Annotated in this window: 12 protein-coding genes; 1 reads left to right on the forward strand and 11 read right to left on the reverse strand. The window is 67.2% G+C overall.

Going from position 1 to position 14726, the window contains the following annotated elements; translation table 11 throughout:
• Nucleotides 1-3: 3 nt before the first annotated feature.
• The 3 genes from HH302_RS10425 to HH302_RS10435 are packed head-to-tail and all read right to left on the reverse strand — an operon-like array spanning nt 4 to nt 7040.
• Nucleotides 4-4821, reverse strand: coding sequence for a PAS domain S-box protein (locus tag HH302_RS10425; RefSeq protein ID WP_172202002.1), 4818 nt, complete (start codon nt 4819-4821; stop codon nt 4-6).
• A gap of 15 nt (nt 4822-4836) precedes the next feature.
• Nucleotides 4837-5883: an HD domain-containing phosphohydrolase gene (locus HH302_RS10430; RefSeq protein ID WP_172202004.1), complete on the reverse strand. Its 1047-nt coding sequence runs from the start codon at nt 5881-5883 to the stop codon at nt 4837-4839.
• 17 nt (nt 5884-5900) lie between these two features.
• On the reverse strand, nt 5901-7040 hold the full coding sequence (locus HH302_RS10435; protein WP_172202006.1) for a response regulator transcription factor: 1140 nt from the start codon (nt 7038-7040) through the stop codon (nt 5901-5903).
• A 214-nt stretch (nt 7041-7254) separates the two neighbouring features.
• On the opposite strand from HH302_RS10435, the gene HH302_RS10440 reads away from it, so the two are divergent.
• Nucleotides 7255-7725, forward strand: coding sequence for a Dps family protein (locus HH302_RS10440; protein WP_172202008.1), 471 nt, complete (start codon nt 7255-7257; stop codon nt 7723-7725).
• A 55-nt stretch (nt 7726-7780) separates the two neighbouring features.
• On the opposite strand, the gene HH302_RS10445 is transcribed toward HH302_RS10440, so the two are convergent.
• The 8 genes from HH302_RS10445 to HH302_RS10480 all read right to left on the reverse strand — a co-directional run bounded on the left by HH302_RS10445 (nt 7781) and on the right by HH302_RS10480 (nt 14716).
• On the reverse strand, nt 7781-9730 hold the full coding sequence (locus HH302_RS10445; protein WP_172202010.1) for a prolyl oligopeptidase family serine peptidase: 1950 nt from the start codon (nt 9728-9730) through the stop codon (nt 7781-7783).
• A 149-nt stretch (nt 9731-9879) separates the two neighbouring features.
• The gene (locus HH302_RS10450) at nt 9880-10344 is read right to left on the reverse strand and encodes a polymer-forming cytoskeletal protein (RefSeq protein ID WP_172202012.1); all 465 of its coding nucleotides are present in this window, start codon (nt 10342-10344) and stop codon (nt 9880-9882) included.
• An 82-nt stretch (nt 10345-10426) separates the two neighbouring features.
• Nucleotides 10427-10828: a hypothetical protein gene (locus HH302_RS10455; protein WP_172202014.1), complete on the reverse strand. Its 402-nt coding sequence runs from the start codon at nt 10826-10828 to the stop codon at nt 10427-10429.
• The gene (locus tag HH302_RS10460) at nt 10794-11645 is read right to left on the reverse strand and encodes a M23 family metallopeptidase (RefSeq protein ID WP_172202016.1); all 852 of its coding nucleotides are present in this window, start codon (nt 11643-11645) and stop codon (nt 10794-10796) included. The genes HH302_RS10455 and HH302_RS10460 overlap by 35 nt, the downstream gene beginning before the upstream one ends.
• A 282-nt stretch (nt 11646-11927) precedes the next feature.
• Nucleotides 11928-12530 (reverse strand): SCP2 domain-containing protein, encoded by a 603-nt coding sequence (locus HH302_RS10465; RefSeq protein WP_172202018.1) that lies wholly within the window; start codon nt 12528-12530, stop codon nt 11928-11930.
• Nucleotides 12531-12535: 5 nt separating this feature from the next.
• Complete coding sequence (locus tag HH302_RS10470) at nt 12536-13429, reverse strand: Tim44 domain-containing protein (protein WP_172202020.1); 894 nt, start codon at nt 13427-13429, stop codon at nt 12536-12538.
• Between the two features lie 110 nt (nt 13430-13539).
• The gene (gene ubiE / locus HH302_RS10475; RefSeq protein WP_172202022.1) at nt 13540-14277 is read right to left on the reverse strand and encodes a bifunctional demethylmenaquinone methyltransferase/2-methoxy-6-polyprenyl-1,4-benzoquinol methylase UbiE; all 738 of its coding nucleotides are present in this window, start codon (nt 14275-14277) and stop codon (nt 13540-13542) included.
• A gap of 10 nt (nt 14278-14287) precedes the next feature.
• Nucleotides 14288-14716 carry a gamma-butyrobetaine hydroxylase-like domain-containing protein gene (locus HH302_RS10480; protein WP_172202024.1) on the reverse strand — a complete coding sequence of 143 codons (429 nt, stop codon included), beginning with the start codon at nt 14714-14716 and terminating at the stop codon, nt 14288-14290.
• Nucleotides 14717-14726: the final 10 nt, after the last annotated feature.

The raw sequence follows: 14726 nt of genomic DNA on the forward strand, positions 1-14726 counted from the left end.
CGCTCAGGCGGTCGCCGTCTGCAGCGCTGCGAGCGCCGCCAGCAGCGGTGTCAGGGCGTCGCACAGACGGTCGCGTGCGGCGCTCACCGCGGCGGCGTCGCCACCCTCGCGCAGCAGGCTCTCAAGCGCGATTGCGGCGGCTTCCACCTCCAGCGCGCCGATGCTCGCGGCGCCGCTCTTCAGCGTATGCGCAAGCCGCTGTGCGAGCGCTGCGTCGCCCACGCTGCGCGCGGCGTCGAAGTTGGCCGCAAAGCCGGCGTGCGATTCGTGGAAGATGCGCAGGTACTTCAGGTAGGTCTTCGGTCGCCCCATCGCGCGGGCGAGACCCACTGCGGTATCGACGCCCGGCAGCGGCGGCACGCCGTCGGGGGGCGTTGAAGTACCCCCCGGGGCCCCGCCGGTTCCCGCCGCGGCGGCCGACAGCATGGCCGGCATCGATGCGCGAGCCGGCGCTGCGGCCAGCGGAGGTGTAAGTGGCGCGATCCAGCGCATCAGCACGTCGAACAAGCGCTCCGGATCGACCGGCTTGGAGATGAAGTCGTTCATGCCTGCCTCCAGAACCCGCTCGCGTTCGCCGGCGAGCGCATTGGCCGTGAGCGCGATGATCGGCAGACTCGCCAGTGCGTCTTGCTGGCGCAGGGCGCGTGTTGCCGCATAGCCATCCATCACCGGCATCTGGCAATCCATCAGTACCGCGTCGAAACGCTGCTGGGCCAGCATCGCGACCGCCTCGGCGCCGTTGCTCGCCAGCGCGACACTGACGCCGACGCTCTGCAGGTATTCGCGCGCCACTTCCTGATTGAGTTCGGCGTCGTCGACCACCAGCACGCGGCTGCCTGCAAGCGCAGCAAGCGCTTCGGCTGCGGTGTGCCGACGCACCTCGGGTGCCGGCGCGTCCTCACAACCGAGCGCCCTGGTCAGTGCGACCACAAGGGCCTTGCGTGTGACCGGGCGGTCAAGGCGTTGAATGGTGCAAAGGCCGGTCGTCGCGAGGTGCAATTCGAACTCGGCGCATGAACTGCCGCTGCACACGTTCACAAGCGGCGGCGGCGCGGCACAACGCCACGCAGGAAGCACGTCGCCCGGAAGGCTGCAGTCGACCAGCAGCACGTCGTATGGCGAGCCTTGCTCACGTGCAGCGTCGATCGCGTGACACAGCGCCGGCATGCTGTCGGCGAGCGAGACCTCCAGCCCGAGTTCCACACAGCGCTCGCGCAGCAGCTCGCGGCCGCGGCTCGGTGGTGCAGCCCACAGCACGCGTCGGCCCACCAGCGCGCCGGGCATCGGGAACTCGGCTGCGCTGCCGACCCGCCCCAGTTGCACCGTAAACGCGAAGCTACTGCCAACGCCTTCGGTGCTGCGCACCCGGATCTCGCCGCCCATCAGGCGCACCAGCTGACGACAGATCGCCAGCCCGAGACCAGAGCCGCCGAAGCGCCGCGCAATCGAGGCCTCGGCCTGCGAGAACGCATCGAACAGCAGCGGCAGGCGATCGGCGGGGATGCCGTCGCCACTGTCTTCAACCTCAAAGCCCAGCGTCACCGTCCCCGGCGTCGCCTCCACGCAGCGGACGCGCACCGCGATGAAGCCGGTACGCGTGAACTTGGTCGCGTTGCTGCAAAGGTTGACGAGCACCTGCCCGAGCCGCAGCGGATCGCCGACGAAGCGTGCCGGCACCTCAGGCGGCGTATCGAAGTAGAGCTCGACACCGTCATGTACCCGCGTGTGCACCATGTCGGCGAGGTGTTGCAGCACATCGTCGAGCGCGAACTCGACCGATTCGAGCTCGAGCCGGCCGGCGTCGATGCGCGAGAAGTCCAGCACATCGTTGATGATGCCCAGCAGCGATTGCGCGGAGCGATTCACCTTGATGATGAAGTCGCGCTCGCGCAAGGCCAGCGGGCCCTGCAGGGCGAGGTCGGACAGCCCGATGATCGCGTTCATCGGCGTGCGGATCTCGTGGCTCATGCGGGCGAGAAACTCGCTCTTCGCGCGTGCGGCGGTTTCCGCCACCTCACGCGCCTGCGTGAGCTCCGACTCGATCGCCTTGCGTTCGGTGATGTCCTCATGCACACCGATGAAATGCGTCGGTCGGCCGTCCGGGTCACGCAGCGATGCGATCGCCGCGGCCACCCAGCGTGCTTCGCCGTCCTTGCGCAGATTCAGGAATTCGCCGTGCCATTCGCCACCGCCCAGAATCGTGCGCCAGAGGCCCTGATACTCGGCCGCGGTCGTGTGGCCGGACTTGAGCCGCCGCGGCGTCTCGCCGATCAGTTCGCTCGGCTCGAAGCCGTAGAGCGCACAGAATTTCGGGTTCACATATTCGATGTGCCCGTCGGTGTCGGTGATCAGGATCGCCGAGGCGCTCTGCTCGACCGCACTGGACATCAACTGCAGACGTAGCTGCTGGCGCTCGCGCTCGGTGATGTCGCGGAACACCAGCAACACGCCGCTGCCGGCCGCCGCCGCGAGCGGGCGGATGTAGTAGGCCGCGCGCAGTGCGCCGCCATCGGCCATGCGCACCGTCGCACCCTCGCCCGAGACCGGCTCGCCCGTGCGCAACACATGCGCAAACGGGCCGTCCGTATCGGCGGAATGATCGGGAATCTCCAGCGGCACGGCATCGCGATAGTGGCGCCCGATCACCGCCTCCGCGCTCACGCCAAAGGTACGCAGCGCGGTCTGGTTCATGTAGCGCACATGGCCTTCGCTATCGACCTCGACGACACCTTCGTCCACCGCATCGAGGATCGTTTCGGCGCGCACTTCGGCGCGCAGCGCGCGCGCCTCGATGAGCTCCTGTTCGAGCCGCGCGCGTTCGGCTTCTGCGGCGCGAAGTTCGGTCACGTCGGTGAAGAAACCGAACATCGCCGCGCGCTCCTCGTAGCGGATCTCCGACGCGAAGATGTCGACCACGAAGCGCTCGCCGTTGCTGCGCACCGCCGGCAGGTTGCTCGCGCGCCCGCCATGCGCGCGGATCAGCGCGCTGAACTCGGCCTCGACCTGTTTGCGCGCGTCCTCCGGGTAGAGCACGGTGGTCGGGAAGCCGAGCAGTTCATCCTTGCCGCGCCCGAACATGCGCTCGGCAGCGGGGTTTGCATAGAGGATCGAGCGATCGGCCCGGCTGATGATGATGATGCCTTCCTGCGCAGCCTCCAGCACCGACCGCGCACTCGCCTCGGAACGCCGCAACGCCTGTTCCGCCAGTTGGCGCTCGGTGATGTCGATGACGATGCCGACACTCTTCGCGGGCCGCCCTTCATCGTCGAGGGCGGTGTCGCCTTCCTCGCGCACCCAGCGGATGCTGCCGTCGTCCATCGCAAGGCGAAACTCGATCGAGAAGCGCTTGCCGTCCGCACACGCGCGTTCGATGACTTCCGACACCAGGGCTCGATCGTCTTTGTGGATGCGCTGGCGGAAGGCAGCCGGATCGGGATTGCCGGGCCGCAGCCCGAGAATGCGATAGACCTGCGGTGACCAGTAGCGCCGCCCGTTGCGCCAGTCGGTTTCCCAGTGCCCCAGGTTCGCGACGCGCTCTGCCGCTTCAAGGTTCTGCGCCTTCTCGGTGAGCTCGGCGGTTCGCTCGGCCACGCGCACCTCGAGCATGCCCTTCGCGCGCTGCAACGAGGCGGTCGAGTACGCCAGGCGTGCTGACATCGCGTTCAAGGTGCTCGCGAGCTCGCCCAGTTCATCGTGGCCGGCATAGCCTACCTCGCCCCCCAGGTTGCCCGCCGCCACTTCCCGGCTGAAGGCGGTAAAGCGCTGCAGCGGGCGCACCAGGCGCCAGCCGAGCACGATTGCAATCGCGGCGGTGGCGAGCAGCAAGCCCGCGACGATAGGCAGCAAGGCCAGCTTGATCGCGCGCACCGGCGCCAGCGCTTCTTCCGCCCCGATGCGCGCCACCAGCCCCCAGCCATAGTCGGGCAAGGGGCGCCACGCCGCGAACACCGGCTCGCCGCGGTCGCCCTGCGTCAGCCCGCGCCCGGCCGGGCCCGCGAGTGCAGCCTGCAGACTGAGGCCACGCGTGCCTGCCAGGTTGAAGCGTTGCGTGAAGGCAAGCTCCGGATGGCCACGCGGTGGCGTGAGCACCAGCACTTCACCCTTGCCTTCCCGGCGCAGCAGCAACAGCTCGCCGCTGCGGGTGTCGGCCATGCCGGCTTCGAGCGGCCGCAGGAATTCGCGGTTGTTGAGCTGCAGCACCAGCACGCCAAGCACTTCCGCCCCGCGCACGATCGGTATGGTGGCGAAGGCGGATTCCGCGCCGGTGGGGGCATACATCTCGTGCGGCACGAAGCTCGCACCTTGCTCGTCAATCGCGGTATGCAGGCCCTGCGCGAGGCGCGTCGCGCCCGACGTGGCGGCGCCCACGAAGAGCGAAGTGGAGGGGGGGGTTTCCTTCTGCTGCGACATCACGACGCGGCCGTCGCGATCGACCAGCATCACGTCGTAGAGGAAGGAAAGGCCGATGAAATTGAGGGTGGCGAGGCATTCCGCATCGCGCTTGCGGTAGTCCGCGCTGTCGGCGTCGCCTCGGTCGAGCGCGCGCGACAGGCTTTCGAGACACTGCGCAGTCGCCGGCAGCGCGGCGAACACGCGGCCGTCGTTGAGCACCTGCTCGATCCATGCGCGCAAGGCCCGCTCGCGCCCTTGCGCCACCTCGTCCATACGCTGGCCGGTGGCACCGCCGATCTGCTCTTCGAGGCTGGAAATGACGAAATAGGCGGTCAGCGCCGTGGGCACCAGACTGCTCAGCAGCAGCCAGCCCAGCAGGCGGGCGCGAATCGAGCTGAACAGCCTCGGTTTGGGCGTGCTGCCGACCACGGCTGCGCAGCCCGCCTAACCCGCGCCGCGGCCCAGGCCGGCGATGTCGGCGAACACCGCGCGGCCGAGATCGCCCGCCTCGGGGGCCGACGAAGCGAAGATGTCCGGGTCGCGCGCCAACAGGTCGAGGAAGACTGCGAGCAACTGCGGGTCGCGCCAGCCACGCGCGCCCTCGTCGCGCAGGATGCGCAGCACCTCGGTCTGCGGCAAGGCCGGCTTGTAGGGGCGGGCATAGGCCAGCGCATCGTAGATATCAACGATCTGGAACACGCGCGCCAGCAGCGGAATCGCCTCGCCCGCGAGGCCGTCCGGATAGCCACTGCCATCCCAACGCTCGTGGTGCGAGCGGATGATCGGCACGGTGCGCGCCATGCTCTTGAGCGGCGAGCACAGCCGCGCGCCGATCAGCGTGTGCTGCCGCATCACCTTCCATTCGTCGTCGGTGAGCTTCGCCGGCTTCATCAGGATCGCGTCCGGGATGCCCAGCTTGCCGATGTCGTGCAGCACGCCACCGCGGCGCAAGGCCTGCAGATCGGCTTCGGCGAGCCCCAGCGCACGGCCGAACTCGACCGAGTTGTGCGCCAGCCGGCTGCAGTGGTCACCGGTGTTCTCGTCCTTCGCCTCGACCATGCGGGCGAGCGCGAAGAGCATGGTTTCCGCGTTATCAAGCTGGTCGGTCAGGCGTTTGTGTTCGACCGCCGCGCGCACGCGCGCATGCAGTTCCACCGGATCGAAAGGCTTGCGGATGAAGTCGGTGGCGCCGGCATCGAGCGCGGCGGCGAGATCCTGGCTGCCGGAGTCCCCGGTGAGCATCAGGATCGGCAACATTGCGTCGCCCAGATCATGGCGAATCCGGCGACAGACTTCGTCACCCGATAGGCCGGGCATGTGGCGGTCCAGCAGCACCGCGTCGAAGTGCTGCGAGCCCAGCAGGGCCAGGGCCGCGGCGCCGTCGGTGCATTCGGTGACACGGATGCCCACTTCGTCGAGACAGTCGCTCGCCACCGCTCGAGCGAGCGGATCGTCATCGACAACCAGCAGGTGGTAGCCGTTCGCGGACATGATGTGCCCTCCCCCGCTTATGCGGTGCCGGTCTCCTGCGCCAGGCGCGCGGCAAGTGCGCGAAGGCCGGCGCTGGCGTCGTCCGCGCTGTCGTAGACGTTGGATACTTCGTAGGTCGCCGCGCGCAGCAACATCGCGACGCGTTCTTCCTGCGATTCGCTCAGGCCCATGTGCAGGAACTCGCGCTCGGTGCCGTGCAGCATGGTCTCCAGCGCCACCGTGATGGCGCCGCGCTGCGCGCGCCGCTGCGCTTCGATCGCGTCGATCGCCCGGCGCGTCTCGTCCAGCATCTCGCGTAACTGGCGCTCGCGCAGCCGCACCGCCGCGTCGGCATCGAGCGCGCGAACGCGCGCCGAGGCGGCCTCAGCCAGAATCGCGAGATGGTCGCGCAGGCGCCCCGCCCGGTCCGGATCATCGAGCGGCATGTTCTTCACCAGCAGCGTTACCCCGGGGTAGTTGAAGGCCGCGCGGCGGCCGAGGCTGACGATGCGATCCTGCCCGCCCATCAGAGCCAGCACACCTGCTTCCATCGCGCTGGCTTCGCCCTGCGAGGTGCGGATCAGGGGTGTAGCGCTGCCACGCAGGCTCAGCGCGCCATCGAGCCCGTACTGCGTGAGCGCGGCGAACACCGCCGTCGCGAGCGCATCGTAGTCGGTGCAGCCAAAGCCGCTGCGCATGAATTCGATCACCACGCCCAGCTCACCGGCGCTGCTCATCGCGGTGAAAGCGGTGCTGAAGGCGCTCTGGGCGCTTGCGGCGAGGCGCTTGCGCTCGGCGAGCTGGCGCACGATGCCCTGCACCCGCGCGTTGAGCTCGACTGCGTCGAAGGGCTTGGCGATGAAATCCTCTGCGCCGGCTTCCAGCCCCGCGAGCCGGTCCTCCAGCGTGTTGAGGCCTGAGAGGAACAGCACCGGGATGTCGGAAGTCGCGAAATCGTCCTTCAGCCGACGGCAGGCCTCGAAACCATCGATACCCGGCATCTGCACATCCAGCAGGATCAGCGCCGGCTGAAGTTCGGCCGCCATGTGCAAACCCTGGCTCGCGTCCTGCGCACCGGCCACGCGCCAGGAGGGCTCCAGCGCATCGGTCACCATCTCCCGGATCAGGGCATCGTCATCGATGACGAGCACCAGCCCGACGTCATGTTCGTTTTGCATCGCTTCCCCCAGATTTCCCACCATGCTTATCGGGTGAATCGAGTTCCGCCTTGAGGGGTATCAGCTTCAGGCGCGGCGGCGATCACGATAGCCCTGCACTATGCGAAGCATCCACACCCTCAATTGGGCGGGACAGACGCGGGCGTCTAGGCTTCAGTGTAGGCAGATCGGGGCGCGATGCCAGCCGATCGCGCACAAACGCAGGAGAAACCGCATGAGCATCGATATCGGCATCAACGACAGCGACCGCGCGCGCATCGCGGACGGGCTGTCACGCCTGTTGGCGGACACCTACACGCTCTACCTGACCACGCACAACTTCCACTGGAACGTGAAGGGCCCGATGTTCAACACGCTGCACCTGATGTTCGAGGCGCAGTACACCGAACTGGCGCTGGCGGTGGACCTGATCGCCGAGCGGATCCGCGCACTCGGCCATCCCGCGCCCGGCACCTACTCGGCGTATGCACGCCTGAGCTCGATCGGCGAGCCGGCCGACGGGCTGTCGGCACTCGACATGATCCGCCATCTGGTGGCCGGGCAAGAGTCGGTGGTGCGCACCGCGCGGCATGTGTTTCCGCTCGCGGATTCGGCGCACGACGGCCCGAGTGCGGACCTGCTGACGCAACGCATGCAGGTGCATGAGAAGAACGCCTGGATGCTGCGCAGCCTGCTGGAGAGCTGAAACGAAAACGCCCCCGGCTCGGCAGGGGCGTGTGTCGCGGGCCGCGCTGGGCCGCTTACTGCAGGTGCTGCTGGAAGAAGCGCAGGATGTGGCCCCATTCGAGCGCCTGGTTCTCGCGCTTGGCGGTGCCATGGCCCTCGTCGGCAAAGATCATCAGTTCGACCTTGGCGCCTTTGGCTTTCGCGGCCTCATACATCTGCACCGCCTCGCCGACCGGCACGCGCGGATCCGACGCGCCCTGGCTGATCAGCAGCGGCGCCTTCAGGCGGTCGATGTAGGTGGTCGGCGAGAGCTTCAGCAGCGCGATGCGATCCTTCTCCGGGTCGCCATACTCGGTGATGCGCAGCTGGCGACGATAGGGTGCAGTGTTCTGCAGGAAGGTCAGCAGGTTCGCCATGCCGACTGCCGAGGCGCCTGCATCGTAGGCACCGGCGAACATCGTCATCGCGATCAGCGTGGAATAGCCGCCGTAGCTGCCGCCGAACACGCCGACCTTAGGCACCACGCCGTTCTTCGCCCAGGCACTGCGGATGTACTTAGACGCGTCCTCGATGTCGGTGATCACATCGAGCCGTTTGAAGCCGTTGTCGGCGTCGAGCCAGTTGCGCCCGTAACCGTCGGAGCCCCGCACATTCGGATCGACGACGATGAAACCGGCATCGACGAACATCTGCCACAACGGCGAGAAACCGGGGCGAGACTGGGCCTCCGGGCCGCCGTGGAAGTGCACCAGCACCGGGCAGACCGGCGCCTCGGCGCCTTCGCACTGCGGCGGGCGGCGCACGAACATCGGGATCGGCGTGCCGTCGCGGGCCGGGTAGCTCTCCAGCCGTGCGGTGACGAAGCGGCCGGTATCCTCTTCCGGTGCCGACGGCGTGATCCAGCGCGTCAGCTTCTTCGTCTGCCAGTCCCACACATAGCTCTGGCGCGGTGCCTTCGGCGTGCCGACGGCAAGCGTCACGAAACGGCCATCCGGTGTCGCAGATCCAACCAGCTGGTGGTCCGCGTCGGCCGGCCAGGGTAGCGCGAGCGGCTTGCCGGTCTTCAGGTCGATCGCATGGGTGCGGCTGTAGCCGGCTTCATTCACCGTGTAGTACAGCCGCTTGCGCGCATGGTCGGTGCCGAAGGATTCGACATCCCACTTCAGCTCACCGGTAATCGGCGTGAAGTTACCGGCGCGCCAGCGGTAGAGGCGCTGGAAATTGCCGAACTTGTTGGTGCTCACCAGCAGCTCACCGGGCGCGGCACCGAACTGCGCCTCGTAGTTCTCCTTCTCGCCCTGGCCGAACAGCGTCGTGACGCGCCCACCGCGTTCGAGCACCACATATTCACGCGATTGCGAGCCGGTGTACTTCACCAGCAGCAGGGTGCCGTCGTCGGCCAGATCGGCCACGTTCCACAACCCGGCCTCGTTGAAGATCTGCACCTTCTCGCCGCTTGCGATGTCGTAGCGATAGACCGCATAACTGTCGGGCTTCTGGTCATTGGCAGTGAAGTAGAGGAAGCGGCTGTCACGGCTGATCGCGCCGAAGCGCGACTGCACCTTCGGCAGGTGCTGCACCATCTTCAAGGCGCCGCCGCCCACCGCTTGCAGGTAGATGCCCGGGTTTTCCTCGCCCTTGCGATCGCGCGATACGACCAGCCACTTGCCGTCCGGCGTCACTGCCAGCGGCAGGGTGCGGTCTTCTCCGCCGGTCATCTGTACCGGGAAGCGATCCGGGCCATCGAGCCGCCACACCTGATCGCTGCCGCTGACGCGCCAGCTGAAGAAAAGGCGCTTGCCGTCCGGCGCGAGCAGGCCAGTACCCGGTGCACGCAGATCCAGCATCGACTGGATGCGGCGCGAGACTTCGGGCGGCAGTGGTTTCGGGCGGAATTGCTCAAGCGTCGCGGGGCTGACCGATTCGACACCAAGGCCGGCGTAGTCGGTCTGTGCGCTGGCCGGGGCCGCGAACAGCGGGGCGCCCAGCAACAAGAGCAGCGCGAGTTTCGGGATGCGGGACATCGGTACAGGCTCCATCTTTCGGGGCTGCCGCGCGTTGCCGCACGGCCGGGAAGTCGCGAAGCGCGATTGTAGGACGAGCGACGCCACAAAAGACAACGGGGCACCGAAGTGCCCCGCTGCGTCGGGCGACCACCGTTTTTTCGGCGCTCTCAGGCGCTGCGCGCGCGCTCGGCCTTGTCGCCCTTGTCCGCCTTCTCGGCGGGCAGTTCGACCACGTTGTCACGCAAGGCGTCGCCGCCAACCTGGGTAATCGTGCCCTGCACGCCGGCGCCCACTTCCATCTGAAGCTTGTGGTAACGGATCGTGCCGGAGACGCGCGCCTTCGGCTGCAGTTCGAGGAAGTGTTCGACTTCGAGATCGCCGATCACGGTGCCGTTGATCACCGCGTCGTAGCAACGCACGCTGCCTTCGATGCGGCCCTTGTCCGACAGCACGAGCAGGCTCTTCTCCTTCTTGCTGTCGCCGTCCTTGCCCATCGCATTGCCCTTGAGCGTGCCGTCGATGCGCAGGCCGGAGCCGAACACGATGTCGCCGGTGATCTCGACGTCCTCGGCGATCAGGCTCGAGAGTTTGCTGACTTCGATCAGGTGCGGTTTCTTGCTCTTGCCGAACATCGGGGGTCTCCTGCAATGGTGTGTCGCGCGCCGGTGCCAACCGTTGGCCGGCGCATCATGGAATCGGATGGTGCGTGGCGGGCTAGCGCCGACCCTCCTGCGCCTTGCGGAAGAAGGTCACTTCATCTTCCAGCGCACGGATGCGTTCATTAAGGCCATCGACCTGGCGCTCCAGCTCGTTTGCGCGCGCCTCGCTCATGCGCGAGCGCAAGGTGCTGTCTTCCAGCGCCTTGTGCAGCGTTCGCAGTTCGCTGCGTGCCTCGGCCAGCTCGCGCACGTTGGCGCTTTCCGGCGCGAACAGCAGGAAGCCGCCAACCAGCAAGCCTGCAACGACGATGCCGCTGAGCACGCCGATCGCCAGATGCGTGGTCGGCCGCTTGCGGCGCGACAACACCAGGCCGGCATGGGTCAGCTGGCGCGTGCGGCCGGCGCGGAACGGGATCGCCACGTCAAAGCCCGGCGAGGTAGTCGCGCGGGTCGACATACTCGCCGTCGCGGATCACCTCGAAGTGCAGATGCGGCCCGGTCGAACGGCCGGTGGAGCCGACACGCGAGATCTCCTGACGCGGCTCGACGAGTTGCCCGGTCTTCACGAGCAGCTTCGACGCATGGGCGTAGCGCGTCATCAGGCCGTTTCCGTGGTCCAGTTCCACCACCCAGCCGAAATCCGGGCTCCAGCCTGCAAACGCGACAACGCCGCCCGCGGCCGCGCGGATCGGCGTGCCCGGGTCAGCAGTGAAGTCCAGTCCTGCATGAAAGGCCAGCCGCCGCGTGATCGGATCGACACGGTTGCCGAAGGTCGAGCCGATTTCGACGCTTTCGATCGGGCGACGGCTGGGGAAGGTCATGAGGCCAAGGTTGCGTTGTGCGGTGACCTGGCCGATCTCGCTCAGTTGCGATTCGACACGCGCGAGTGCGGCATCCAGCTCGGCCATCGGGTCATGGCTGCTGATCACGCGCGGCGGCAGCATCGGGCCGCCGCTGCCACCCTTGCCCTGGGTTTTCTTCTCATAGTCTTCGAGCACGCCGATCTTGCGGCCAAGATGGGCGGCCTCGTTTTCGAGCTTGAACACGCGCCCGGCGATCGCGCCGAGCTGCTCAACGGTGTAGGGGTTCTGCCGGAAAGAGGGCAGCTTCGGCAGTGCAGCGGGCGAGCCGCCGGCCATCAGGTAGCCAAGCACGGCGCCAAGCGTCAGCAGCAGGGCGGCCACGCCAAGGCCGGCGACCAGCAGAGTGCGGGTCGACAGCGTGCGCACCCCCGAGGCGGTCAGCCCGCCGGTGGACAGCATCACAAACGCCATTCTTTTGTCTCCCTCCCTTGGATCTACTTTTGGTGTCTCGCGCCCGGGCCGGGATTGCCGGAGGGGCCGGGGCTGTCCGGGTGGCAGCGCCTGGCGTTGGCAGCTGATGACCTCGGACGAGCGGGTGGAAAGCGCGACTTTAAGTGTAAAAGCCACCGACGCGCAATGCCGCCGTCAAGCAGAAAGTCGAGCTGGATCAAGCCACTGCATGCGGCAGCGCAATGAAAAACGCCCCGTATCCGGGGGCGTTTGTGTCTTCAGGCAGAGCAGTTCGCGCCGTGTTCAGGCGCTGCCGCGTTCGATCCGCTCTATCCGCTTGCCAAGCCGCGCAAGGTCGTCGCGCAGCGCGGCCACGTCGCGGCCGAAGGCCTCCAGCTCAGGCCGTGGCGGTGTCAGGCGCGCTTCTTCGATCGCGTATTCGCGCAGGTTGTCGACCAGGTTGCGCGCCGCTTGCCGGCCCCAGCCGGCAAATTCACGGGCGCCCTGATGCAGCCGATGCGCAAGCGGGTCGCCAACAATGCGCGAGAGGTCTTCCTCGGCATCCCACTCAAGGTTGCGCAGCACGAAGCCCAGGGTTTCGGCGAAATGCGCGTCGCCCGAAATGCGCGCCTGGCGGAACAGGGCGTCAGGGCCGTCCGGCAGTTCAGCCAGGGCGCCGGCCGGCAAAGCAAGCCGCACATCGGCATCGTCCGCTTCCGCGCAGGCTGCGATCTGGCCGTTATCGCCGATCACGAAATCCACCGCCACCGCGCCCAGCGCCAGGTGGGCGCGGCGTCCGGCGAAAGGCAGCAGCCGTTCGCGCGCCCAGGCATTGCGCGCCAGCAAGTGCCCCAGCAGGCGCGCAAAGGCGTTGCTGGGGAGCGTCGGACGAGCGACTTCGCTCATCGCGTTCAGGCGACCTGCTGGATACCCGCCAGCACCCAGCCGCCGTTGCCGGCAACCGGCTTGGTCAGGTGCCAGACCTCGTTGAAGCCGGAGGGCGGCGCATCCTTCTCTTCGCGCAGCAGGCCGTGGAAACGCACGCTGGCAATGTAGCGATTGCCTTCCTCAGCCACTTCGAGCACTTCAGCATCGAGCTGGATCACGTCGGTCTGGTTCGCCGCGCCGCGACGCTCGTCGATGTCGAGCTTGAACTCGGCGAACATTTCCGGCGTGGTGAATTCGCGGATGTCGTCGAGGTTGCCGGCGTCGTTGGCCGCCTGCAGCCGCACGAACTGAACCTTGGCATTGCGGGTGAAACCCTCGGCATCGAACCCGGCTGGCAGCGTGTTGGCCACCGGCTCGGCGGCGAGCGGCGCAGCGCCGCCGCCAATCGAAGTCACGACCGGGCGATCAGCCTGTGCGTTGTACGGCGCACCCGCACCGGCGTACTGCATCGGCGAAGCCTGCTGCGGTGCTTTGCTGGCCATGAAACGGCGGATCAGCATGAACACGACACCGGCCGCGAGTACGGCAAGCAGGATGCCGGCAAAGTCACCGCCGACGCCGAAGTGCGACAGCAGCGAAGCCAGCCCGATACCGGCGGCGAGGCCCGCCAGGGGGCCCGCCCACTTGCGCCAGCCGGAGGGTTGCGCCGCCGGCGGCGTGACGCCCGGCTTGGCAGCAGTCGGCGATGCCGGTTGCGGCGCGGCCTGCGGCGGCGTAGCCGGGCGCGCCGGTGCAGTGGCCGGTGTGCGTTGCATGCCGATCGAACGGCTGCCACCCAGGCGCTTGGCCTCGGCATCCGCCACAACCATCGCGCTACCGATAAAGATTGCAAACACCGCGATCATCAGACGTTTCATTCGTTGGACTACTTTCGTGTCAGTGGGGTCGGGCTGTTAGATGCGAGCGAGCACGACAAGTTCAAGGGCTGGCCGCGAAAGCCAAACCCTTGGCACTTGCGGTAACGGAATCAGAACTTGTAGCCGCGATGCAGCGCCACCGCGCCAGCCGCGAGGTTGAAGTACTGCACGCGTTCGAGCCCGGCGCCGCGCATGATGTCGGCCAGCGCGTCCTGATCCGGGTGCATGCGGATCGATTCGGCGAGGTAGCGGTAGCTGTCGGCGTCGTTGGCGACCTTCTTGCCCATCCACGGCAGCAGCTTGAAGGAGTATGCGTCGTACACCGGCGCGAGCGGCTTCCAGATCTTGGAGAACTCGAGCACCAACAGGCGGCCGCCCGGGCGCAGCACGCGGCGCATCTCGGCCAGCGCGACGTCCTTGTGCGTCATGTTGCGCAGGCCGAAGGCCACGGTGACCAGATCGAAACTGTCCGACGCAAACGGCAGCTTTTCGGCATCGCACTGCGCAGTCGGCAGGTTGAAACCCTTGTCGAGCACACGGTCGCGGCCGACGGCCAGCATCGCGTGGTTGATGTCGGTCAGCCACACCTGGCCGGTGTCGCCGACGCGCTTGGCAAACGCCAGCGAGAGGTCGGCGGTACCGCCGGCCACGTCGAGCACGCGCTCGCCAGGACGCACGTTGGCGATGTCGATCGTGAACTTCTTCCACAGCCGGTGCATGCCCATCGACATGAGGTCGTTCATCACGTCGTACTTCTGCGCCACCGAGGTGAACACCCCGGCAACCTTCTTGGCCTTTTCGCTCTCGGCAACGGTTTCGTAGCCGAAGTGCGTGGTCTTGTCGTTCATCGTCAATTCCTCAATGGCTGCCGCAACTGCCCGACCCACAGCCGCCCTTGGGCGCCTTCGGCGTTTCAGTGTCGCGGCTCGCGCCGGCCTCTTCGAGGCGGCGCAGGTATTCGGCCCACAGCGGTTCGTGCCGCGCGCCCAGCTGGTACAGGTAATCCCAGGTATAGAGCCCGCTGTCGTGCCCGTCGGTGAAGACAAGCTTCACCGCATAGTGGCCGACCGGCTCGATCGCGCTGATGTTCACATCGCGCTTGCCGGTCTGCAGCACTTCCTGACCTTCGCCATGGCCGCGCACTTCAGCCGACGGCGAATAGACGCGCAGATATTCGCTGGGCAGCTCGAAGCGCTCGCCATCTGAGAACGCGATCTCAAGCAGGCGCGAGCGCTGATGCAGGCGAATATCGGTCGGGATCGGGGTATCGGTATCGAGTCCGCTCATGGGTGGCCTC

The sequence above is a fragment of the Niveibacterium sp. COAC-50 genome, from assembly GCF_013184235.1.
Lineage (GTDB): Bacteria > Pseudomonadota > Gammaproteobacteria > Burkholderiales > Rhodocyclaceae > Niveibacterium > Niveibacterium microcysteis.